This is a genomic window from Sporosarcina sp. NCCP-2716 (assembly GCF_023707985.1).
Classification (GTDB): Bacteria; Bacillota; Bacilli; order Bacillales_A; family Planococcaceae; genus Sporosarcina.
The window spans coordinates 130,241-150,987 of sequence record NZ_BRCF01000004.1; the positions used below are offsets into that span (position 1 = coordinate 130,241).

At 56.4% G+C, this 20,747-nt stretch carries 24 protein-coding genes; 12 read left to right on the top strand and 12 right to left on the bottom strand.

The window, feature by feature from the left end; genetic code table 11:
* The first annotated feature begins 348 nt into the window (after nt 1-348).
* The 3 genes from NFU03_RS07935 (at nt 349) to NFU03_RS07945 (ending at nt 3,406) form a co-directional block, all read left to right on the top strand.
* Entirely contained in the window at nt 349-981 is a 633-nt protein-coding gene (locus NFU03_RS07935) for a YczE/YyaS/YitT family protein (RefSeq protein ID WP_309296261.1), read from the top strand.
* An 88-nt stretch (nt 982-1,069) separates the two neighbouring features.
* Nucleotides 1,070-2,143 (top strand): hypothetical protein, encoded by a 1,074-nt coding sequence (locus tag NFU03_RS07940; RefSeq protein ID WP_251637666.1) that lies wholly within the window; start codon nt 1,070-1,072, stop codon nt 2,141-2,143.
* 72 nt (nt 2,144-2,215) lie between these two features.
* Nucleotides 2,216-3,406: a glycine C-acetyltransferase gene (locus tag NFU03_RS07945; protein ID WP_251637669.1), complete on the top strand. Its 1,191-nt coding sequence runs from the start codon at nt 2,216-2,218 to the stop codon at nt 3,404-3,406.
* Nucleotides 3,407-3,489: 83 nt separating this feature from the next.
* On the opposite strand, the gene NFU03_RS07950 is transcribed toward NFU03_RS07945, so the two are convergent.
* Both NFU03_RS07950 and NFU03_RS07955 read right to left on the bottom strand, forming a co-directional pair.
* Nucleotides 3,490-3,660: a hypothetical protein gene (locus tag NFU03_RS07950; protein ID WP_251637671.1), complete on the bottom strand. Its 171-nt coding sequence runs from the start codon at nt 3,658-3,660 to the stop codon at nt 3,490-3,492.
* Nucleotides 3,661-3,671: 11 nt separating this feature from the next.
* A complete protein-coding gene (locus NFU03_RS07955) occupies nt 3,672-4,340 on the bottom strand; it encodes a hypothetical protein (protein ID WP_251637673.1) in 669 nt (222 codons plus the stop codon).
* Between the two features lie 187 nt (nt 4,341-4,527).
* Here NFU03_RS07955 and NFU03_RS07960 point away from each other — a divergent pair, with 187 nt between their 5' ends.
* Nucleotides 4,528-5,472, top strand: a complete 945-nt coding sequence (locus tag NFU03_RS07960; RefSeq protein WP_251637675.1) for an L-threonine 3-dehydrogenase — start codon at nt 4,528-4,530, stop codon at nt 5,470-5,472.
* 295 nt (nt 5,473-5,767) lie between these two features.
* Here the strand turns inward: NFU03_RS07960 and NFU03_RS07965 are convergent, their stop codons facing one another.
* The 5 genes from NFU03_RS07965 to NFU03_RS07985 all read right to left on the bottom strand — a co-directional run bounded on the left by NFU03_RS07965 (nt 5,768) and on the right by NFU03_RS07985 (nt 9,613).
* Nucleotides 5,768-7,123, bottom strand: coding sequence for a YjiH family protein (locus tag NFU03_RS07965; RefSeq protein ID WP_251637676.1), 1,356 nt, complete (start codon nt 7,121-7,123; stop codon nt 5,768-5,770).
* A 172-nt stretch (nt 7,124-7,295) separates the two neighbouring features.
* On the bottom strand, nt 7,296-7,961 hold the full coding sequence (gene bshB2 / locus NFU03_RS07970) for a bacillithiol biosynthesis deacetylase BshB2 (RefSeq protein ID WP_251637677.1): 666 nt from the start codon (nt 7,959-7,961) through the stop codon (nt 7,296-7,298).
* A gap of 25 nt (nt 7,962-7,986) precedes the next feature.
* Nucleotides 7,987-8,337: a YojF family protein gene (locus tag NFU03_RS07975; protein ID WP_251637678.1), complete on the bottom strand. Its 351-nt coding sequence runs from the start codon at nt 8,335-8,337 to the stop codon at nt 7,987-7,989.
* Between the two features lie 127 nt (nt 8,338-8,464).
* Nucleotides 8,465-9,298: a bifunctional hydroxymethylpyrimidine kinase/phosphomethylpyrimidine kinase gene (gene thiD, locus NFU03_RS07980; RefSeq protein WP_251637679.1), complete on the bottom strand. Its 834-nt coding sequence runs from the start codon at nt 9,296-9,298 to the stop codon at nt 8,465-8,467.
* A 75-nt stretch (nt 9,299-9,373) separates the two neighbouring features.
* Entirely contained in the window at nt 9,374-9,613 is a 240-nt protein-coding gene (locus tag NFU03_RS07985; protein ID WP_251637680.1) for a hypothetical protein, read from the bottom strand.
* Between the two features lie 90 nt (nt 9,614-9,703).
* Between NFU03_RS07985 and NFU03_RS07990 the strand changes: the two genes are divergently transcribed.
* The 5 genes from NFU03_RS07990 to NFU03_RS08010 are packed head-to-tail and all read left to right on the top strand — an operon-like array spanning nt 9,704 to nt 12,064.
* Nucleotides 9,704-10,486: a DUF4230 domain-containing protein gene (locus tag NFU03_RS07990; RefSeq protein WP_251637681.1), complete on the top strand. Its 783-nt coding sequence runs from the start codon at nt 9,704-9,706 to the stop codon at nt 10,484-10,486.
* A gap of 5 nt (nt 10,487-10,491) precedes the next feature.
* Nucleotides 10,492-11,169 carry a uracil-DNA glycosylase gene (locus NFU03_RS07995; RefSeq protein ID WP_251637683.1) on the top strand — a complete coding sequence of 226 codons (678 nt, stop codon included), beginning with the start codon at nt 10,492-10,494 and terminating at the stop codon, nt 11,167-11,169.
* 25 nt (nt 11,170-11,194) lie between these two features.
* On the top strand, nt 11,195-11,371 hold the full coding sequence (locus NFU03_RS08000; RefSeq protein ID WP_251637685.1) for a uracil-DNA glycosylase: 177 nt from the start codon (nt 11,195-11,197) through the stop codon (nt 11,369-11,371).
* Nucleotides 11,368-11,643, top strand: a complete 276-nt coding sequence (locus tag NFU03_RS08005) for a YwdI family protein (RefSeq protein ID WP_251637686.1) — start codon at nt 11,368-11,370, stop codon at nt 11,641-11,643. Before NFU03_RS08000 ends, NFU03_RS08005 begins: the two co-directional genes overlap by 4 nt.
* A 40-nt stretch (nt 11,644-11,683) precedes the next feature.
* Nucleotides 11,684-12,064, top strand: coding sequence for a DUF423 domain-containing protein (locus NFU03_RS08010; protein ID WP_251637687.1), 381 nt, complete (start codon nt 11,684-11,686; stop codon nt 12,062-12,064).
* A 49-nt stretch (nt 12,065-12,113) separates the two neighbouring features.
* Here NFU03_RS08010 and gerQ read toward each other — a convergent pair whose 3' ends face one another.
* From gerQ to NFU03_RS08025, 3 genes are all read right to left on the bottom strand, one after another.
* Complete coding sequence (gene gerQ, locus NFU03_RS08015) at nt 12,114-12,506, bottom strand: spore coat protein GerQ (RefSeq protein WP_398290021.1); 393 nt, start codon at nt 12,504-12,506, stop codon at nt 12,114-12,116.
* A gap of 18 nt (nt 12,507-12,524) precedes the next feature.
* Nucleotides 12,525-12,944, bottom strand: coding sequence for a cell wall hydrolase (locus NFU03_RS08020; protein ID WP_251637688.1), 420 nt, complete (start codon nt 12,942-12,944; stop codon nt 12,525-12,527).
* A gap of 503 nt (nt 12,945-13,447) precedes the next feature.
* A complete protein-coding gene (locus tag NFU03_RS08025; protein ID WP_251637689.1) occupies nt 13,448-14,725 on the bottom strand; it encodes an IS110 family RNA-guided transposase in 1,278 nt (425 codons plus the stop codon).
* A 643-nt stretch (nt 14,726-15,368) separates the two neighbouring features.
* On the opposite strand from NFU03_RS08025, the gene NFU03_RS08030 reads away from it, so the two are divergent.
* A complete protein-coding gene (locus NFU03_RS08030; RefSeq protein WP_251637690.1) occupies nt 15,369-16,322 on the top strand; it encodes a nuclease-related domain-containing protein in 954 nt (317 codons plus the stop codon).
* 469 nt (nt 16,323-16,791) lie between these two features.
* Here the strand turns inward: NFU03_RS08030 and hemQ are convergent, their stop codons facing one another.
* Entirely contained in the window at nt 16,792-17,544 is a 753-nt protein-coding gene (gene hemQ / locus NFU03_RS08035) for a hydrogen peroxide-dependent heme synthase (RefSeq protein ID WP_251637691.1), read from the bottom strand.
* Between the two features lie 205 nt (nt 17,545-17,749).
* On the opposite strand from hemQ, the gene lipL reads away from it, so the two are divergent.
* A complete protein-coding gene (lipL, locus tag NFU03_RS08040; protein WP_251637867.1) occupies nt 17,750-18,592 on the top strand; it encodes an octanoyl-[GcvH]:protein N-octanoyltransferase in 843 nt (280 codons plus the stop codon).
* A 30-nt stretch (nt 18,593-18,622) separates the two neighbouring features.
* On the opposite strand, the gene NFU03_RS08045 is transcribed toward lipL, so the two are convergent.
* Nucleotides 18,623-19,258: an RsfA family transcriptional regulator gene (locus NFU03_RS08045; RefSeq protein ID WP_251637692.1), complete on the bottom strand. Its 636-nt coding sequence runs from the start codon at nt 19,256-19,258 to the stop codon at nt 18,623-18,625.
* 176 nt (nt 19,259-19,434) lie between these two features.
* Here NFU03_RS08045 and NFU03_RS08050 point away from each other — a divergent pair, with 176 nt between their 5' ends.
* Nucleotides 19,435-20,733 carry an HD domain-containing protein gene (locus tag NFU03_RS08050; RefSeq protein WP_251637693.1) on the top strand — a complete coding sequence of 433 codons (1,299 nt, stop codon included), beginning with the start codon at nt 19,435-19,437 and terminating at the stop codon, nt 20,731-20,733.
* Nucleotides 20,734-20,747: the final 14 nt, after the last annotated feature.

Here is a 20,747-nt window from a genome sequence, read left to right on the forward strand (position 1 = left end):
GCAAAAAACGCTCATAAACTCGCAAAAACGCTCATAAATCGCAGAAACCGCTCATAACCCCTTCCGTCCGCGGCCGGCCCCTGTCCCGGCGCGCACCCTCGGGCCGCACCAAATGACCTTCCCCCAATCTACAAGACCTTCAGCTTGTGTGCTTTGCTGCGCAAAGCATTTTCTGTGGGGCATGCAGGCCGGGGAGATCACCCACTCCAGTCCGGAAGTGCTCGGCAACAGGCAGGCAGCGCCCACGCCAGCTCCCCGGGTCCCAATCCCGCCCGCACCGACATATGCTACAATAAACAGAGAAACTTTGCCGGCGTACATCATCCGGCGATAGAAAGAAGAATGCATATGCTGACTTTACGCCAATGGCGGTGGATCTTTTTCATAGTGGGGCAGATGATTCTCGCCCTCGGCATCGCGATGACCATTAAAGGGCAGCTCATCGGCATCGGGCCGTGGGATGTTCTGCACGTCGGGCTTTATCAGAAAATCGGGCTGACGATCGGGTCGTGGAGCATCCTCACCGGGCTGATCATCGTCCTCGTGACGGCCGCCGCGCAAAAAAGGTGGCCGAAGTATGGCACGTGGCTCAACATGCTGCTGCTCGGCTCGTTCATCGATCTGTTCAACTGGCTGCTGCCGGACGTCACAACAATTCCAGGCGCCGTCGGAATGTTCGTCGCGGGTGTCGTCATCATGTCGTACGGCATCGGCTTATACGTCTCGCCGAACATGGGCGCAGGGCCGCGGGACAGTCTCATGCTGCTTATCGTACACAAATTCAATGTGAGCGTCAAAGTCGTCCGGACATCGATCGAAGTCATCGTCGCGCTGCTCGGCTGGGCGCTCGGGGGACCGGTCGGGATCGGGACGGTCATCATCGCCCTGCTGATCGGGCAGTTCGTCCACTACGCGATGCCCCAATGCCAGCGCCTGCTGCTGCGGGCCGCGGGAGAACCGGATACGGAAGCCCTTCTATAAGACACAAAGCACAGCCCTCCATCGGCTGTGCTTTTTTCATCCGCTGCTTCATACGCTAGGTAGGAAGAGTATAGAAAGGGTGGTTGCGATGAATGGAACAATTACAGAATCGATGGGAACAGCCTATACAGGGGACGGCATCATCCACAAATATGAACACCTGATCCGCGAAGCCGGTACGACAGTGTTCATCAAATCCCCGCCGACATTCGCCCTGTCCGGCGTGCTGAACGACATAGCCGCCCTCTACGTGAAGCGCGGATTCGACATCGAGCGGTTCCGGAGTCCGCTGCACATCGAGAAGACCGACGCCATCTACGTCAAAGAGGCCGGCGTGCTCTATGTATCGGCATCCGGCCCGGTTGCCATGGAACCGAACGATCTCGGCGGAAAACACCGCATCGTCAGTTTCTACGATGTCTATGACGAAGCCAAACTGCGTTCCGTCAATCCGTCGGTCGCTGCGCTCACCGAAGAAGCGGCAGCCGCGCTCGAAACGGCACTTACTGCACTCGCCGAAGCGAAAGCCATCCATGACGAATGGGAAGCGGTCAACATACGGCGCATGGACTGGCCGGAGCACGCCCGGATCACCGAGTCGCTCACCGCCGGCTTGTTCGGCACGATCCGGCTGAACAAGGATGCCGCCGTGACACACCGCATCATCGGCTCCCTGTCCGCAAAAGGAGCTTACGACTTCATCCCATCCATCACGAAATCGGCGAAGCGCCGCATCCTCATCAAGTCGCTGCCCGGAACCGGCAAGTCGACAATGATGAAAGCCCTGGCGGCGGAAGCGGAGAAACGGGGAATCGACACGGAATACGGCTGGTGCGGTCTGGATGCGGGCAGCATCGACGTCATCCAGTTCCCGGAGCTCGGCGTCTGCCTGATCGACGCGACGGAGCCGCACGTCTACGATGTCGAACGGGAGGGGGATGAAATCCTCAATCTCGTCGGATTATGCATGAAAGACGAACTCGCCGAACGGCAGATCGACGGCATCCGGACACGCTACAAAGCGACGATCGGCCTGGCCGCTGACGCCATGCACGCGTACGCGCGGCGCATGGGCCAGATCGACGCCGGCATGGACAGCGCGCTCGATCAGAAAGCGTTCCACGAAAAGTCGGAAACCCTCATCGGACTGCTCCCGATCTGACGCACTTCGGTTCCGGGTACAGGCCGGACTGTGCTACACTAAGAGCATCACGTGTCTGAAAGGGAGATCAGTTTGTCACACATACTCAACGAATTTCTAGACGAAAACCTGCAGGAGCTGAAAGACCAGGGACTGTACAACGAAATCGAACCTGTCGAAGGCCCGAACGGCCCGATCATCAAAATCAAAGGCAAAGACCTTATCAATCTTTCATCCAACAACTACTTAGGTCTCGCGACAGATGAAGACCTGAAAAAGCTCAACATCGAAGCAGTCAAGAAATACGGTGTAGGTGCTGGCGCTGTCCGGACGATCAACGGAACGCTCGATATCCACATCGAACTCGAGAAGAAGCTCGCTGAATTCAAAGGCACCGAAGCGGCGATTTCATTCCAATCGGGCTTCAACTGCAACATGGCGGCCATTTCCGCAGTCATGAACAAAAACGACGCCATCCTTTCCGATGAACTCAACCACGCGTCCATCATCGACGGCTGCCGCCTCTCCGGAGCGAAGATCATCCGGGTGAAGCACCAGGACATGGACGATCTGCGTGCGAAAGCGAAAGAAGCGACGGAATCCGGCCTATACGGCAAAGTGATGTACATCACGGACGGCGTCTTCTCGATGGACGGCGATATTGCGAACTTGCCGGGAGCCGTCGAGGTCGCGAAGGAATTCGACTTGATCACGTACGTCGATGACGCGCATGGCTCAGGCGTCACCGGTAAAGGGAAGGGGACCGTCAAACATTTCGGTCTCGAAAAGGAAATCGATATGCAGATGGGCACTTTGTCAAAAGCGGTCGGTGTCGTCGGCGGCTACGTCGCCGGTACACAGAAGCTGATCGACTGGCTGAAAGTACGTTCCCGTCCGTTCCTGTTCTCGACGGCTGTACCGCCGGGCGACGTCGCAGCGATCATGGGCGCGCTCGATAAAATCAGCGCATCCACCGAACTGCACGACAAGCTGTGGGATAACGGTAACTACTTGAAAGCCGGCCTGAAAAAGCTCGGATTCAACATCGGCAACTCCGAAACACCGATCACGCCGTGCATCATCGGCGAGGAGAAGCTCACCCAGCAGTTCTCCAAACGGCTCGCGGAAGAAGGCGTCTACGCAAAATCGATCGTCTTCCCGACTGTCCCGAAAGGCACCGGCCGCGTGCGCAACATGCCGACCGCTGCCCATACGAAGGAAATGCTCGACGACGCGCTCGCTATCTACGAAAAAGTCGGCAAAGAGCTCGGCGTCATCCAATAACACGAAAAGCTGCTGCGGTAAACGTCTCTCAGGACGTTGCCGCGGCAGCTTTTTTTCTTGCAGATGAAATTTATAGGACATGATCAGCGCGTCGGAATATCGACAGGGTGCGCCACTTCATCATGGTAAACGGTCGTAATCTCGCCATTCGGGAGTTCAATGTCATACTGTGTCCGGCCGTTCGCCCGTACAAGCACGATCATGCCCCGCTGGCCATCGTGCAGTTCGACAACTGTGTCTTCAACGTAATCCATTGCAATCCCTCCTATTGGATAGTAGGTGAAAACCGGTCGTCCCGCTGAAAAATCGACGTGAGGACGTAATGCTGGATCCCGCGTGCATGCGCTGCGGCAAGTTCCTGTTCCCGGCGGCAGGCGGTCTGATCGCCGTGTTCCTTGGCGATACTTGCGGCAAGCGCGTGCGCCATCCACGGTTTCCGGATCGACTTCTGGAGAGTTTCGGCACGTTCTGTGTCGCCTTCCAACAGCACGGCGGCGGCCGTATAGTAGTTCACATAATCCGCTGTCGGCAAGTGGACGGCGAGCCGGTGGAGCGCTTCTGCGTCCTGCTGCCACACCGCGAGATTCGCAGCATACACCGACTGGACTTTCTTCTGCTTGTACGTCTGCAAAATCGTCTCGAGCGCCCCGATGACCGCTTCGTCCGCTTCATGGCCGACCGCGTAGGCGTAGGCGAAGAGGGGGTTCGAGCGGTTCTTCGTCAGGAACGCATCGATCTTCCGGCGATCTTTTGTAACGTAAAGCACATACAGCGGCCAGCCCATCGTCACCACGATCCAGACGGTGAGGACGATTGCAAACACGGCCCAGAACGGAATATTCGCGAATAGCAGCGCTACCGTCAGCAAGACGCCGCCCGCGAACAGCGCCAGCCACTTTGCGAAACCGCGCACGGCAAATGGATTATCTTTCAAGAGACACACCCTCCAGTTACCTGTATTGTATCATATAATTCAGACAGCAATCCAGAATTCCATCCGCATGATTGTTTTTATGAGAAGAACAGTTTATAATCAATTCTATTGATAACAAGTGGCTATTTCAAGATAGAGGGAAAGTATGTCCTCTCCAAAAATACAAACAGGTGCAGGAGGCAGACAGATGAAGAAAATCATGGTGACCGGAGCGCTCGGTCAGATCGGTTCGGAACTGATCGTCAAACTACGCAATGAATACGGCACGGATAATGTTCTAGCAACCGATATCCGGGAGCCGCAGACGGAGATGGACGGGCCGTTCGCCATCCTCGATGTCACGGACGGCGACAAAATGACTGCGCTTGCAAAAGAGTTCGGCGCGGACACGCTCATGCACATGGCAGCCCTGCTGTCGGCGAGAGCGGAAGAGAACCCGATGCTCGCCTGGAACCTCAACATGGGCGGCCTCGTGAACGCGCTCGAGACTGCACGCGCGCTGAACCTCCAATTCTTCACGCCGAGTTCGATCGGCTCATTCGGCCCGTCGACGCCGAAAGACCATACACCGCAGGATACGTTCCAGCGGCCGACGACGATGTACGGCATCAACAAAGTTTCGGGCGAACTGCTCTGTGACTATTATTACCACAAATTCGGCGTCGACACGCGCGGCGTCCGCTTCCCGGGCCTGATCTCTTACGTCGCACAGCCCGGCGGCGGCACGACCGATTACGCGGTCGACATCTTCTACAAAGCGGTCGAAGACGGGAATTACACGTCCTTCATCGCCGAAGGCACCTACATGGACATGATGTACATGCCCGACGCGCTGCAGGCGATCGTCGACCTGATGGAGACGGACGCGGACAATCTTATCCACCGCAACGCGTTCAACGTGACGGCGATGAGCTTCGACCCTGCCGAACTGGCAGCGGCCATCCGCAAACATATCCCGTCGTTCGAGATCGCCTACGACGTCGACCCGGTCCGCCAGTCGATCGCCGACAGCTGGCCGAACTCCCTCGACTGTTCAGCGGCCGAAGCCGAATGGGGCTTCCAGGCAACGTACGACATGGACGCCATGGTCACTGACATGCTCGAAAAGATCCGTGAAAAAGTGAATGCCTGATGCAAAAACGCCCCGCGCTGCGAGGCGTTTTTGTATGGAGTGATAAGGGAGCGCTCATAAACTTCGGAAATCGCTCATAAATCTGGAAAACCGCTCATAAATCGCTGAAACCGCTCATAAATCTCAGAAACCGCTCATAAATCGCTGAAACCGCTCATAAACCCGCCGCGCCACACACCCCGCCCAGTCCCGCGGCACCCCAAAAAATGCCCCAACCATCCCCCAGCCGCGCCAAATAAGCACTTCCCCCAACCAAAAAACCCCCGATCCGCCAGGCGGACCGGGAGCCAAACTGTTAAAACAGCAAATGTGCGACACCTGCCACGATCGGCAGGGCGATAATCGTACGGAGCAGGAAGATGACGACGAGGTCCCAAATGCCTACAGGAATCTTCGTCCCCAAGATCAGGCCGCCGACTTCGGATAAGTAGATCAGCTGGACGACGGACACAGTCGCGACCGTGAACAGCGTAATCGGATCCGTGATCATGCCGTTTGCAAGAAGCGCCGGCAGGAACATGTCGGTGATCCCGACGACCATGAGCGAGCCGGCTTCAGCAGCTTCCGGCACGCCGAGCAGGTTGAGCAGCGGCACGAACGGCTTTCCGAGGATCGTAAAGATGCTCGTATACTCGGCGAGCATCGTCGCGATCGTCCCGAACGCCATGACGATCGGCGCAACACCGATCCACATGTCGAGCACGTTGCGGAACCCGTCGCCGATCATCTGGCCGGCCGAACGGTTCTTATCTGCCGTAGCCAAGGCGTTTTCCAGCCCGTGGCTGACGACGTTATACCCTTCCGGCATCTCTTCTTCTGTGCCTGTCTGCGGTGTCCCGTCGATGAACTCGTCGGGTTTCCGTGACAGCGGATAGATGCGCGGCATGATGAGGCCGAGCACAAGTCCGACAAGTGCGACGGTTGCATAGAATGGGACAAAGTATGATTCGAGTCCGACTTCCCGGATGATGACGAGCGAGAACGTGATCGACACGATGGAGAACGTCGTCGCGACGACAGCGGCTTCCCGCTTCGTGTAGAACCCGTCTTCGTATTGCTTGCTCGTCAGCAGGACACCGATCGTCCCGTCACCGACCCAGGACGTCAGGGCATCGATGGACGAGCGGCCCGGCAGTCTGAACAGCGGGCGCATCACTTTCACCATCATCGTCCCGAAGAACTCGAGCAGCCCGAAGTTCAGCAGCAGCGGCAGGAACAGCCCCGCGAACAGGAAGATCGTATACAGGAACGACACGAGGCCGTCCGGTGACAGCAGCATGCCGCCTGTATTCTCACTCCAGACCGCCTCCGGTCCGATCGTGAATGTCACCATGACCGCGAATACCGCACCGACCACGCGGGTCAGTGTCCAGAACGGCGTCACTTTGAACAGCGTCTGGACGAACGGCGGTCTGCCATCCCCCTTTGCCGGGATGAACAGATAGATGACCGAACCGACCGCTGACACGATGATCAGCACCATCGCCGCGAACGGCATCGCAGGCTCGACAAGACCGGCCATCCAGTCGGCCAGTACTGCGATCGGAACCTTCCAATCCCCGCCGATCTTCATCGGAATCATGAACAGCAGAACTCCGATGATGGACGGCACTAAAAACAATAACCAATTCGATAATGACGCTTTTCTCATTTGAAGGCTCCTTATGTAAGTAATAATGCACAATATGTATATTTATTCATATTAATGAATGAATATCGATTTGTAAACGACTATTTTTTTCAAAGCCCTGTATGTATACCCGGAGAAAAGCCCGATAAACGGGCGTTCCGGGTCAATCCGCCAATGAAAGCGGTTACCGCAGTTAAAATGTATAAGTGTAGAAATGTTCTGTATTCAACCATTTTAGCGCATCGGGGTCCTTCGCGTCCAGACGTTTTTGCATATCTGCCATCATCCACACAGTCTGAGAGGCATGGGCATTCATGGCGCCGAGCTTCTTCTCGTTGACGCCTGACACGTCATGATGCACATCGGGGTGGCCGATCTGGTTGACGGTGTCGTTATCGAACGCGATCGTGTACACTTTCGGACGCTCGGACGCATCCATGCGGCGGACGGTTTCGATGACCGCGCGCGCTGTCGCTTCGTGGTCGGGGTGGACGGACAGACCGGGGTAGAACGTGATGATGAGCGACGGATTCGTATCGTCGATCAGATCCTTAATCATCTTCACCATTTTTTCATCGTCCTCGAATTCGACCGTCTTGTCCCGCAGACCCATCATGCGCAGATCCGTCAGACCCATCGCATCCGCGGACGCCTGCAGTTCTTTCTTGCGGATCGCCGGCAGCGTCTCGCGTGTCGCGAATGGCGGGTTGCCGAGGTTCCGGCCCATTTCACCGAGCGTCAGGCAGGCATACGTCACCGGGACGCCCATTTCAATATACGTTGCGATCGTGCCCGATACGCCGAATGCTTCGTCGTCCGGATGCGGGAACACGACCAATACATGACGTTCTTGTTCCATCAGTCAACTTCCTCCTTCTGTATACTTAATACGTGAACGGGGTTTCGCTGATCTCGAGCGCGACCGCGAGCTTGCCGTCCGGTCCGAGCCCGGCCATCAGCAGCCGTCCGTGTTCGTCCAGCTCATAATGGGTGATCCCTTGAGCATACACCCAGCCCGACGGCAGTTTCAGGCCGATCCGGTGGGGGGAGTCCCCGGCGACTTTCCCTAATTCATAATTCACGACAATATTGCGGATGAACGCACCCGCATTAAAGAAACCTTCCTGAAAATGCGAAGCATAAGAGCCGTTCGTCGTCTCCAGATGGAGATAGACATCTTTGCCCGCAAAGGAATCGATCAGCTTCTGAAGCTGGTCTTTTTCTGCAAGTTCCATGTAAATTCCTCCTCCAGCTGTTTTCCAAGCTGCAGTTAATTATATCGATTCCCGGATTGAATTGCGATTTTGCGGTTTCCGGATGAAAAAAAGCACTGAAGAGCGGTCTCTTCAATGCTTAGCACAATCATACTTCAGTTGTTGTCACGTCGGGCGCGCCGAAACGGCTTTTTGCACCGTGCATGACCGGACCGACATACTCATTCAGCTTCCAGCCGTTCGCAATCGCAGCGGCGACGAATTTCTTCGCTTCGACGACCGCACTCCGGGTGTCTTGTCCGTTCGCGAGGTTCGCAGTGATGGCGGCGGCGAATGTGCAGCCGGCCCCGTGGTTGTAATGCGTGTCCGTCTTCTCGGATTCGAGCAGCAGGTGGGTCGTGCCGTCATAGAACAAGTCTGCGGCTTTGTCATGCTGCAGCTGCTTGCCGCCTTTGATGACGACGTTTTTCGCGCCGAGCGAATGGATCTTCTCCGCAACGGTCTTCATCTGCTCGACCGTGCCCGGTGTCTTCATGCCTGCGAGCTGGCCCGCTTCGAATAAATTCGGCGTGACGACTTCCGCGCGCGGCAGCAAGTACTCGATCATGGCGCCGACCGTGCCCGGATTCAGCACTTCATCCTCACCTTTACAGACCATGACCGGATCGATGACGACGTGTTCCGTACCAGATTCACTGATCGCTTCCCCGGCGGTCTGAATGATCTCCTCCGTGCTGAGCATGCCTGTCTTCACAGCGTCGATGCCTGTCGAGAGGGCGGTTTTGATCTGCGATTTGACGATGTCGATCGGCAGGGAATAGACGTTGTGGCTCCAGTTGTTGTCCGGATCCATCGTCACGACGACAGTCAGGGCGGTCATGCCGTACGTGCCGAGCTCCTGGAAAGTCTTCAGGTCCGCCTGGATGCCGGCGCCGCCAGAAGTGTCCGACCCGGCGATCGTCAATGTCTTTTTCAGTGTCATTTTGTAGAGGACTCCTTTACGAATAGGGTATACTTAAGTGTACTCAAACAGAATCACAAACACAAACAGTGCGGCCTACGCGCGGATGACGTTCAGGAGGATGAACCCGAGCCCTCCGGCAGCCAGCAGGACGACCGCGCTTCCTATATAATGGCCGCTTTGGACGAGCCCGGCCGTCAAGGCGAGCAGCAGGCACAGCCCTGCACCGAAAATCACGTACAGCACGGCCATCCCTGCGCGTTTCGAAGACTCGGGGACCGATTCCCCGTCCTTCACAGCCGCCGTTATATGTTTCACTTTTTCACGCATCGACACCGCAATCCCCTCCTTGGCGCCATCATACCACGGCGCAGGGAAGAACATACATACCAAATGCGTAATCGTACAGGATAGGAGGAGACTGCCATGCCACCGAACACCCCGCCCGACGACGACCGCAGACTGCAGGAAGTCGAGCGGCTGCTGAAGGAACTGAAAGCATCCGACGATGAAAAGGCCGTCACCGTCGAAGAAGCCGGCGGACGGACGAGGAAAGAACGCCGGAACGTCTGGCAGCTGCTCGGAGTCTTTTTCTCGCTCTGGCGCAAGTCGTTCCTGCTGATCGCACTCGCCGTCCTGCTCCTCGTCGTCACGCTGCCGTTCCTCGCTTTCTACCTGCTGAAGCAGGGGAGCACGGCGACGGAACAGAAGACGTCGTTCCTCGAACAGATCCGGGACCTGAACGAAATGGCGACAGCCGAAGCGTATACGAAAGTGATTATCGAACGTCAGGACAACGAACTGTTCGGCCAGAGCATCGGGCTCAACCTGCCCGGGACGAAGCGCCAGCTGCTCGTCGTTATCCCGGGGGCCATTAAGGCCGGCGTCGATTTCACCAGTGTGGACAAGAAGGATATCACGATCAACGAAGACGCGAAGACAGCGGAACTGACCCTGCCGAAACCTGAATTCCTCGGCGGTGCGGAAATCTTCTTCGACCAGGTGGAGGTCTATTCCTATGAAGGGGCGTTCCGCCAGAAAGCGGACATCGAAGAAGCCTATGACCTTGCGGATGAAGCGAAGAAGATGATCCGGGAAGAAAGCGCGGGGCAGGGCGTGCTAGAAACCGCGGAGCGCAATGCAGAACAGACGCTGCGCGAAATGTTTTCATTCGCAGGCTATGACGTGACCATCAAATTCAAGGAGTGAGCTGCATGAAACCGACCTTCAAGAACGGCTGGGACCCGGTGCTCGAAGATGTATTCGACGCGCCGTTCTACCAGGAACTTCGCGGATTTCTGAAAAAGGAATACGCTGAGCATGCCGTCTATCCGGACATGCATGACATCTGGAATGCATTCCGGCAGACCCCTTATGAAACTGTGAAAGTCGTCCTGCTCGGTCAGGATCCCTATCACGGATCCGGCCAGGCGCACGGCCTCAGCTTCTCCGTGCAGCACGGCGTCCGCACGCCGCCGAGCCTGCGCAACATCTTCAAGGAACTCGAGTCGGACATCGGCTGTGCGAAACCGGCAGCCGGCTCGCTCACAGGCTGGGCGGAGCAGGGCGTCCTGCTGCTGAACACCGTGCTCACCGTGCGCGACGGCGAAGCACATTCCCACCGGAAACACGGCTGGGAGCAGTTCACGGACGCGGTCATCCGCAAGCTGTCCGACCGGGACGAGCCGCTCGTGTTCATCCTCTGGGGGAAGCCGGCCCAGGAGAAGAAGAAGCTCATCGATTTGACAAAGCATGTTACGATTGAATCCGTACACCCGAGTCCGCTCAGTGCGAGCCGCGGCTTCTTCGGCTCGAAGCCTTTCTCGAAGACGAACGGCTGGCTCGAGCAATGGGGCGAGGAGCCGATCGACTGGTGCCAGACCGACACATAATCAGCCGAAGGAGGGCGTATCCATCATGGCAGTCAATTGTTTCGAATGCCGGAACTTCTATGTGACATGGGAGCCGCAGCACCCGCGCGCCTGCAAAGCGTACGGCTTCAAGACGCGCGAGCTGCCGTCCGCCGTCGTGCTGCGCTCTTCCGGCATGGAATGCATGAAGTTCGAACCGAAGAAAGGGGGCGGCGGCCGATGATCGCAGTGGCCCACGTGCTGGATGAACTCCAGAAACAGCTGGCGAAAGCGAAGAATTCATCCGACGAACAGGAAATCCGGGAGTCGCTCGCGGCGATGCAGTCGCTGTGCGGGCTCGTCCTCGGCGCGAAAGACGCAGCGGGCAGCCCATCACCGGTGATCCGTCCGCCTGCTGCCGCACCATCCGTTCCGGCAGTGCCCGTCAGCAGCCCGATGGAAGGGAAGCTGCTGGAAGAGGAAGACGCAAACGGCGGATCGCTGTTCGATTTTTAATCCAAATAAACCGACATCCACTAAGAAAGCAGGGAAAACCATGCCATTTTTCATCATCGCTGGGGCGGTTAACGGCGCTATTGCCGTTGCGCTCGGCGCATTCGGCGCACACGCGCTCGCGGACAAATTGTCTGCCCATTATCTGGACATCTGGGAAAAGGCGGTCCACTATCAGATGTTCCACGCCGCCGCACTGCTTGTGGTCGGCATCCTCATGAGCCCGGCGCTGTTCGGCCCGTCGAACGCGCTGACGTGGGCCGGCTGGCTGTTCCTCGCCGGCATCATCATCTTTGCCGGAAGCCTGTATGCACTCAGCCTGTCGGGCATCGGCGTACTCGGCGCCATCACACCGATCGGCGGCGTTGCATTCATCGCCGGCTGGATCATGCTCATCGTAGCCGCTGTGAAATTCGGACGGTGAACGAAAAACACCGGAAATCCTTGGTCCGCCAAGGATTTCCGGTGTTTTTTCATGGCCGCTGCGGGAAGTAATTGAGCTCTTCGTTGAACTCCGCATAGTCGAAATAGATCATCGGGAACAAGAACCGTTTTCCAGTCCGCTGCTCGCTTAAAATCACATGATCGCGGCCGGCCGCTTCCACCATCCCGGTGACCGCTTTGACATTCGTGCCAGCTTCGGTCGCGTGCTCGAACGAAAAATGGAACGTCCCGACCTTCCCGCGGTTGAGCCGCAAAATGTTTTCAATGTACGATTCTTCCCGGAACGCACCCGCCGGCGGACGTCCGCTCGGGATCGTCACTTGCGGCGGAACCATCTGCTGTTGCTGCGGCTGCTGCTGTTGCGGCGCCGGATAGCCGTATTGCGGTTGCGGGTAAGATGGTGACCATTGATACTGTACCAAATTGTCATCCTTTCAAAGTTAGATGGTCGGGCAGTCCTGCTCGGTCGGCGAGAAGAAACAGTGTGACTTATAGCGCCCGGTATTGTACTGGCCGTACCACTGCGACGGGCAATCCCCGGCCGGCATGAAGAACCAGAGCGACCGCTCCGCCGGATGGAACCGCTCGCCATTCACCGCACGTCTCGCAAGCTTCCGGTCCTGCTCACGGGCCCGCTGGTAGAAATAGCCCTTCGTCGTCGCCTCGAACCCTCCCGGACGCTGGAACACCATATCCTCCAGATTGCGGATATCCGTAAAGTCGAGGCAGCTGGCCCGCACCCGGTTCACGCCGACATTCCCCACCATCAGCATCCCGAGCTGGCCCTCGCCTTCCGCCTCCGCCCGCATCAGGCGCGCCAGCAGATCCAGCTGCTTGCTGTTCGTCTGAATCACCGCCACACGCTTCACCCCCCTCAAGCCATTCTTATGATGAACGACCGTCAAACATACCAGGTGGTTGGTGGAGCTCATGAAGTTGTGGAAGTGATCATAAATCATGGGAACCGCTCATAAACTTGTGAAAGCGCTCCCTCCCTCTTGAAACATTGATGTATCAAGGGTTCAAGGTATGATTTGGGGAAGAAAAAATTTTTTTCAAGAGTAATACATCCAGTTCCTTTTATAAAAGTGAAAATATTGAAGAATGGTCGTACGCTGCGCTGTCGGGGATGGAGAGAATTTCCACCTCGGCGGGCTTTGTATACGATGCACTCTGGATCTCCGCTTGCCTTATACTGATGTACCCTCCCATGTCTCTTGGCGTCTAGGCGCTCACATTCCTTCGTCGGATCTAGTATAAGGCGGAGGCTGGCTATGCTCATAAGGGGACTCGGTGGTCCTATCGTTTTTTCTTGCCTGCTTCTCCGTGTCATCCTGTTGTTGTCTTTCGTCAGAAGAGATGCTTAAAGGCCTTCGGCCAATGCGGGTATATCTTGGATCATCCGTTGCGGGTCAAATGCTGTACGACTCTTACAGATGCCGAATAGGACATGCAGTAGCTTGCGGCAGAGGACAACCATCGACTCTTTCTTCTTCAATGGATTCTCTTGACGCGTTGTGTAATACAGATGCAACTGACGGAATGCTGGATTGTGCTTAACCAATGGCAGTGCGACGCGGTATAAGATGGCTCGGAGACGCCTTCTGCCACGCTTGGAGAGCCGCTTAACCCCCCTGTGCTGTCCTGATGAGCTTTCCCTAAGCATTAGTCCCGCTAATTTTTCTAATTGGCGTGGATGCTTATAGTGGGTGAAGCTGCCTACTTCGGACAGTAAGTCGATGATGGTGGGATTCGCGATACCCGGGATGGAGCTCAGGTACATGTATTCATCAGTTGCCTGAACCATCTCCGTCAGCTCCTTTTCCAACACGGCTAACTCCCGCTCAATCTGTTTGAAACGGGTGGTCAGGGACTGGATCTCCAAGCGGGCCATGATAGTTCCCTCAGACACGCCGATCGTCGTGCCGAGAAGGGGAATCAGTTTCTTCACTGACGCCATTTGGACAGACCGCAATCCATCTGACTGTCTGTAGAGAGCCTTTAAGTCTTCGACAGATTTGCCGTCAAAGTCTACAGGGAGGGGCGTGTATTCCAAAACAGCCAAGGCCATTTTGCCGAATGAACCAAACACCTGCCGGAATTCCGGAAAGTAGATATCTGTCCAACGGATCAGCTTGTTTTTCAAGGCCGAGCGCTCTTCCACCAGGCGATTGCGAAGAGTGGATCCTACACGGAGTTCTGCTTCGACGTCCTGGAGGTGGCGAGGATAGTTGTACCGCCCGTCCTTAATGAGCTTTGCGATCACAATGGCGTCTTTCTTGTCATTCTTGGTCTGGAGATTATCGTCAAGCTCTTTGGACCGCTTGACGTGGATGGTCTGGACAGCCACGAAGGGGATTTTCCGTTCGTGGAGGAACTGCCGGAGGTCCAGGCCATAATGGCCTGTCGGCTCCGCTCCTACCAGCACATCCGTCTTACCGAACTCCTTCATCGCCCGTTGAATCTCCTGTCGGAGAAATTCAAACCCTTGCCTGGATTGGAAGACGGGGAATGGCTTTTTTAATAGAAGGCCCCGTTCATCCACCATACAGGCGTAGTGGGTCTTCTTGGCGATGTCGATGCCGACCACTAATGTCTTTTCTGTCACTTGCATGATTTTCTGGTTTTGTGTATCATTCATGTCGAGTCCTCCTCGGTATCCAATTAGGGGTCATTTCTTCTACGGAACATGACACCCCGCATCATACCAGGAGGGCTCTTTTTTGTGCAACCCCTTCAAAAGTTCAAAACAGGAATGCTCATAAATTATGAAAAACGCTCATAAACTCGTGGAAACGCTCATAAATCGCGGAAAACGCTCATAAACTCGTGGAAACGCTCATAAATCGTGAAAAACGCTCATAAACTTGTGAAATCGCTCATAAATCCCTGTAAACGCTCATAAACTCGCAGCAACCGCTCATAAATCCTGATAAGCGCTCATAACCGTCAGCCAAACTCCCTGTACGCGGTACTCTCTAGCGCCCACTGGCCACGTCCGCCGCGCAGCATGCCCTTCCACAAGTCAAAACCAAGACTTGCTTGTGTGCTTCGCCTTGCGAAGCATTTTCTGTCGGGTGTATGACACTCCCGGATCGCCCATTGTTTCCAGAACGCACCTTCCGGCGAGCCGAAGCCCCGCTGTGGATTTCATTTTCACCATTTTTTCATCCCAAACTTCGAGTTTGGCCCTTGAAAACAGGGCAAATTGCGATCTTTGCGATAGCTATTCCCTTTTGGTTGGAAACCAGATACACTCGATGAAAACAGAGAGGATGTCAGCTATGCTCTATAAAAAACGTCAGCCGCCGAAACAATTGAAAGGTCTTCACGCACTGGTCCGGAGGCTTCCGGCGTCCCATGAGAAATACCGATTCATCCAGGAAGAATTGTACAACCATCGCGCAGGGTACGGCGGGGAGCAGGAGTACGACCGCTGCATGCAGGAAGTGCGGACGGATTTCCCCCATGCGATTCTGAACGATCTCAGTCTCCTGCATGACAGCGTCCGGTTCCAGATGGACTCCGTTTTCATCGCCCCCGACCGGATCGTCATCAGCGAAGTGAAAAATGTGGCGGACCGGATCATCGTCAAAGGCAGTCCGCTCCAGTTCCTGAAAGAGACGCCGGCGGGCACGCGGACCGTGTTCCGCAGCCCGGCGGCGGAGCTTGAGAGGAAGATCCATTTCTTTGAGAGCTGGCTGGCCGCCCGGGGGATTGCGGTGCCGGTGACGGGGCTGATCACATTCGCGCACAATAATGAAATCGTCATCGAAGAGGCGCCGTCCATGCCGGTTTTATCCAATTACGAAGCGCCGTCGTATTTCCGGGAGCTGCAGATCGGGCAGCCGGTGCTTTCGGCGCCGGAAATCCGGGCGCTGGCGGATGAATTGCTCGTTTGCCACTTTGAATACAATCCGTTTCCGCTCGCCGCCCGTTACGGCATCGCTGCGGCGGATCTGAAACAGGGGATGCTTTGCGGCAGCTGCACGGCGGATGCCGTGCTGGCGGCGTCGGGCAGCAAATGGCGGTGCACGCATTGCGGAAAAGAAACGCGCGCGCCGTACACGCAGACGATCGAGGAGTATTTCATGCTGGCCGGGGAGACGCTGACCAACCGGGACTTCTGCACATTCACCGGGCTGACGTGCCGCCACGTCGCCAAGCGGGCGCTGCAGAACCCGATCCTCCGCAAGATGGGGACACGGAAGGCGGCAGCTTATACGCTCGCCGAGTAAAAACAAGATTAGCTTGCTGCGCTTCGCTCTGCGAAGCGTTTTCTGTTTGGGGAGGGGAGGGCGCCGGGGGATTCCGCTGTTTATAGGGATGTAGGCGGGCGCGTGGGCGTGCTCATAAACCGCGGGAAACGTTCATAAACTCGTGGAAACGCTCATAAAATCGAAAAAACGCTCATAAATCTCGAGAATCGCTCATAAAACTGGAAAACCGCTCATAAATCGCGAAAACCGCTCATAAATCTCAAAAACCGCTCATAAACCGGCGAAATCGCTCATAAATCCCAAAAAGCGCTCATAAACCGCTGAAACCGCTCATAAATCCTAAAAAACGCTCATAAACCTGCCGCCCGCGCCGCCGCCCGCGCCGCAGAATCCCTGCCCGCGCCGATACCCACCGCGCCCGCATCACCAAAACAATAAAAAAACCGCCCAGCCCTCAAGGCTGCGGCGGTTCCACATGTATAATCCCTCACACGGCGAAGAAATCGGCGCGCTGGTCGTCCTGCAGAATCGTGCCGACGAAGAACTCGCCGAAGTCGCTGTAGCGGGCGCTCACTTCGTCGAAACGCATTTCGTAGATCAGTTTTTTGAACTGAAGCACGTCGTCTGCGAACAGAGTGACGCCCCACTCATGGTCGTCGAAGCCGACAGAGCCGGAGATGATCTGCTTCACTTTGCCTGCGTAGCTGCGGCCGATCAATCCGTGGCTGCGCATCATTTCTTTACGGACATCCATGTCGAGCATGTACCAGTTGACGTCGCCTTCGCGCTTCTTGTCCATCGGGTAGAAGCAGACGTACTGGCTGCGCGGCAGTTCCGGGTACAGGCGGCCGCGGACGTACGGATTCTGGTACGGGTCTTCATCCGAATCGCCGCCTGCCAAGTAATTCGACAGCTCCACGACGGAGACGTACGAATACGCCGGAAGCGTGTAGTCCGCGATCGCGAGCTTGTTGAATTCGGCTTCGAGCTGCTGCAGTTCGTCCATCGTCGGACGCATCGTCATCAGCATGAAATCGGCTTTCTGGCCGACAATCGTATAGAAAGCGTGGGCGCCGGTCTTGTCCTCGTCTGCTTTGTTCAGCTTTTCGAGGTACGCGACGAATTCGTCGACAGCGTGCTGGCGCTCTTCTTTAGAAATCAGTTTCCAAGAGGTCCAGTCCATCGTGCGGAAGTCGTGTAACACATACCAGCCATCGAGCGTTTGTGCTGCTTCAATCATGGGAAATCGAACTCCTTTGAAAGTGGGATGGGTACGGGCCGGCGGGCAGATTCCACCGCCGCGGCCGTGCTGCTTCCAGTGTACCATACCGGCGAAACCGCAGTGAATCATAGCGACCTCTGTCACCAATTCGTCATGTGGAAGCGGGCCCGATAGTGGTGTACACTAGAAGGCATGACATTACCGTACAGGAGCTATGTGTATGATGAAACCGACAGACTCTTACCTGACCGTGCCGACATGGCGCTTTCTCGATGAATCCCTTTCCGCACGGACCCGTTCGGCACTCGAGTCGTTTGCAGCGGACGACACGCTCTGCCAGCTCGTCGGCCAGCAGCTGAGCCCGCCCGCCGTCCGCACGTGGGTGCATGACAACACGATCGTCCTCGGTATCCAGGACCACCGCCTCCCGCATCTCGAAGACGCGCTGCCCGTCATCCATTCCGCCGGCTACCGCACGATCGTCCGGAATTCCGGGGGCCTCGCTGTCGTGCTCGACCAGGGAGTCCTCAATATTTCCATTGTGCTGTCCGAGCAGGCCGGCTCGATCGATATCCCGGCCGGCTACGACGTCATGCTCGACTTCGTCCGCCGTCTGTTACCGGAAGCGGGGGACCGGATCGAAGCGTATGAAATCGTCGGATCCTACTGCCCGGGCAGTTATGACCTGAGCATCGGCGGCAAGAAATTCGCCGGCATCTCGCAGCGCCGGCTGCGCCAGGGCGTCGCCGTCCAAGTGTACTTGTGTGTCGAGGGCAGCGGCAGCGATCGCGCCGAGCTCGTCAGGCAGCTGTATGACAAAGGGCTCGGCGGGGAGGAGACGAAGTTCGCCTACCCCGATATCCGGCCCGAAACGATGGCTTCCCTCGCTGAACTGCTCGGCATCCCTCTCACCGTCACCGACGTGAACCTCCGTGTGCAGCAGCTGCTGCATGCGCTCGCCGGGGAAGTCCAAATGGGCGGCTTCCGTGAAGATGAAATGGAGTTGTATACGTACTACCTGCAGCGCGTCGTCGACCGCAATGCCAAAATGATCGCCCGCGGCTGAAGAGGATTAATTCCAAAGAAAAACCGCCTATTAGTGAGTCATAGGCGGTTCTTTTGAGATTAAGTTTCCGTTCGTCTCCATCTGGAACGTCGGCGCGACATGCTCGCTGTCCTCGTTCAGCGTTACGAGACGGCGCGCACGGTTCATGATCTCGACGAACTGTTCGTAGTCTTCGCGGATTGTGCGGTTCTCCTTCTTCAGCTGCTCGATCGTCTTCTCGAGTTCGGCAGTCTGTTCCTGTGCGGCTTTCGCGGCCTGCTGCCAGCGCAGCGCATCCTGGTTTGCACCGCCTGAGTGATGAAGTCGGATCAGATAGGCGATGACCGTGTCCATCGACAGTGCGGACAGCGGCACCGAGGCTCCGCGAGGGTCTTCTTCACTTGGAGGTGCCTGATAGAGCGGGACGTTGCGCCGTTTGAAGTCTGTGCCGAGCACGCGCAGCGCCTGTTTGCGTTCCTTTTTCGCTTGGGCGAGCTCCTTTTCGTAATCCTGCCGGACGACCGCATTCCAGCGGAACCCGCATGCGGCTGCCGTCCTGTTCAGCACGTCCCCGACTTCTTCAAAAGCACTCAGCTGCGTACTCCCTTCGCGCACGTGCCGCAGCACCGTATCCGCCAACAACTTATCGTTTTCTTCCAGCCATGCATCCTGTCTGATTTTCACCATCTCCAATGCCTCCTAATAATGCGTTCTCGCTTTCTACCGACAGCATGGACAGCTTGCGCAGCGTTTATACAGAACAAAAGATTAATACTTTCAACTTCTCGGGAATGGGCCGATTTGCGCTGTCCAAATCGCGCCGGTTTGGTATACTGGAAGGAAACGTTGAACGGAGGTGCAGCATGGCGTACGAGCACGAGAAACTGGCAGAAGAGAAGGTGTTCAAAGACCCGGTCCACCGCTACATCCACGTGCGGGACCGTGTCATCTGGGACGTCATCGGCACGCGGGAATTCCAGCGGCTGCGCCGGATCAGGCAGCTCGGCACGACGTATCTCGTCTTCCACGGGGCCGAGCACAGCCGCTTCCAGCATTCCCTCGGAGTGTACGAAATCGTCCGCCGCATCATCGACAGCAGCTTTAGCGGGAAACCCGAATGGAATGAAGACGAACGGCTCGTCGCCCTGTGTGCCGCCCTGCTGCACGACCTCGGACACGGCCCGTTCTCCCATGCCTTTGAAAAAGTATTTGACCTCGACCACGAAAAGTTCACCCAGGCCATCTTGCTGGGTGACACCGAAGTGAATGCCGTCCTGCGAAGGGTCAGCCCGGACTTCCCGCAGCGCGTCGCAGACGTCGTGGGTAAGACATACAAGGACAAGCTCGTCATCAGCCTGATCTCGAGTCAGATAGACGCCGACCGGATGGACTATCTGCAGCGCGATGCCTACTATACAGGCGTCCAGTACGGCCACTTCGACATGGAGAGGATCCTGCGCGTCATGCGTCCCACGGAAGAACAAGTCGTCATCAAGTCCAGCGGCATGCACGCCGTCGAGGACTACATCATGAGCCGCTACCAGATGTACTGGCAAGTGTATTTCCATCCTGTTTCAAGAAGCGCCGAAGTCATCCTCATTAAAATTTTGCACAGGGCGAAAGAATTGTACGAAACAGGGTATACGTTCCAACAGGACCCCGTCGCTTTCCGTAACTTCTTCGACAGGACGATCACCCTCGAGGACTACATCTCGCTCGACGAAGGCGTGCTGTTCACCTATTTCCAATTGTGGATGAAAGAACAAGATCCGATCTTATCCGATCTGTGCGACCGGTTCATCAACCGGAAACTGTTCCAGTACGCGGAATTCGACCCGGCCAAAGAATACCGGAAACTGCTGCAGCTCGATTCGCTGTTCAGGCAGGCTGGCCTCGACCCGGATTATTATCTTGTCACGGATTCGTCCTCCGATCTGCCGTACGATTTCTACCGGCCCGGCGAAGAGAACGAACGCGTCCCGATCTACCTCCAGCTGCCGAATGGCGAGCTGAGCGAACTGTCCCGGTCCTCTGACATCGTCGACGCCATCTCCGGCAAGCGGCGCACGGACCACAAAATCTATTTCCCCGAAGACGTCCTGGAAGCACAGCAGGAAGACAACCCGCTGTACACCGAAATACTGCAGCTGCTGAAAAGCTAGAAAGGAGCGTGCGC

Coding starts and splice junctions, on each gene's coding strand:
- NFU03_RS07940 (WP_251637666.1), top strand. CDS start 1,070: ATGAATGGAACAATTACAGAATCGATGGGAACAGCCTATACAGGGGAC.
- NFU03_RS07960 (WP_251637675.1), top strand. CDS start 4,528: ATGAAGAAAATCATGGTGACCGGAGCGCTCGGTCAGATCGGTTCGGAA.
- NFU03_RS07950 (WP_251637671.1), bottom strand. CDS start 3,660: ATGGATTACGTTGAAGACACAGTTGTCGAACTGCACGATGGCCAGCGG.
- NFU03_RS07990 (WP_251637681.1), top strand. CDS start 9,704: ATGCCACCGAACACCCCGCCCGACGACGACCGCAGACTGCAGGAAGTC.
- NFU03_RS08000 (WP_251637685.1), top strand. CDS start 11,195: ATGGCAGTCAATTGTTTCGAATGCCGGAACTTCTATGTGACATGGGAG.
- NFU03_RS08045 (WP_251637692.1), bottom strand. CDS start 19,258: ATGGTGAAAATCAGACAGGATGCATGGCTGGAAGAAAACGATAAGTTG.
- NFU03_RS08025 (WP_251637689.1), bottom strand. CDS start 14,725: ATGAATGATACACAAAACCAGAAAATCATGCAAGTGACAGAAAAGACA.
- NFU03_RS07935 (WP_309296261.1), top strand. CDS start 349: ATGCTGACTTTACGCCAATGGCGGTGGATCTTTTTCATAGTGGGGCAG.
- NFU03_RS07975 (WP_251637678.1), bottom strand. CDS start 8,337: ATGGAACTTGCAGAAAAAGACCAGCTTCAGAAGCTGATCGATTCCTTT.
- lipL (WP_251637867.1), top strand. CDS start 17,750: ATGAAACCGACAGACTCTTACCTGACCGTGCCGACATGGCGCTTTCTC.
- NFU03_RS08050 (WP_251637693.1), top strand. CDS start 19,435: ATGGCGTACGAGCACGAGAAACTGGCAGAAGAGAAGGTGTTCAAAGAC.
- NFU03_RS07995 (WP_251637683.1), top strand. CDS start 10,492: ATGAAACCGACCTTCAAGAACGGCTGGGACCCGGTGCTCGAAGATGTA.
- thiD (WP_251637679.1), bottom strand. CDS start 9,298: ATGACACTGAAAAAGACATTGACGATCGCCGGGTCGGACACTTCTGGC.
- bshB2 (WP_251637677.1), bottom strand. CDS start 7,961: ATGGAACAAGAACGTCATGTATTGGTCGTGTTCCCGCATCCGGACGAC.
- NFU03_RS08010 (WP_251637687.1), top strand. CDS start 11,684: ATGCCATTTTTCATCATCGCTGGGGCGGTTAACGGCGCTATTGCCGTT.
- NFU03_RS07965 (WP_251637676.1), bottom strand. CDS start 7,123: ATGAGAAAAGCGTCATTATCGAATTGGTTATTGTTTTTAGTGCCGTCC.
- NFU03_RS08005 (WP_251637686.1), top strand. CDS start 11,368: ATGATCGCAGTGGCCCACGTGCTGGATGAACTCCAGAAACAGCTGGCG.
- NFU03_RS08030 (WP_251637690.1), top strand. CDS start 15,369: ATGCTCTATAAAAAACGTCAGCCGCCGAAACAATTGAAAGGTCTTCAC.
- hemQ (WP_251637691.1), bottom strand. CDS start 17,544: ATGATTGAAGCAGCACAAACGCTCGATGGCTGGTATGTGTTACACGAC.